The following is a 502-nucleotide window of genomic DNA, read 5'->3' as shown; positions in this document are numbered from 1 at the left end:
AAATACCTTATTTTATAAGKTATTTAGATGGATTACATTTTCGACTCGGAATTTTTATATCTAGTCCTCTGCATGCATTTGGTGTTTTCGCTGTTCTAGTCGCTGTGCTGCATATTCCTTTCTTTTTTGGTTGTAACTTTTCCAAGTCGGGTTGGAAAAAGTTGACTACGTGTGGCTATCGACTGCCGTTTTAGCGCTACTAGCATCAGTTGCTGAAGTCCGTCTATTTGTTGCAGGTAACTGGCTAGCTCAAGAGCAAAGAGTAGCAATTACGACTCTGAGTAGTTTAGCTAGGCATACTGAGTCTGTGGCTTCTGGGAAAGTGTGCCAAGAATTCGACCTTATTGAGCGAGAAAAAGCTGCGTGTGATTGGTTTGTAAGTACAAGCTCTTACTTCGACTCGTTAACCTTTACTAATGTTCCGACGTTATCTTTAGCGCCATTCCCAGAACTTCAGGAAAATGACTGGATTGGTTCATGATTATGAGCTGTTTAAAGAACT

General features: G+C 40.7%; 1 protein-coding gene. It reads left to right on the top strand.

The annotated features are described in order from the left end of the window. The first annotated feature begins 169 nt into the window (after positions 1-169). Complete coding sequence (locus CIK04_RS30395; RefSeq protein WP_128824770.1) at positions 170-481, top strand: hypothetical protein; 312 nt, start codon at positions 170-172, stop codon at positions 479-481. Positions 482-502: the final 21 nt, after the last annotated feature.

It is taken from the genome of Vibrio sp. 03_296 (assembly GCF_002265885.1).
This window is presented reverse-complemented; position numbering and strand designations above follow the sequence as displayed.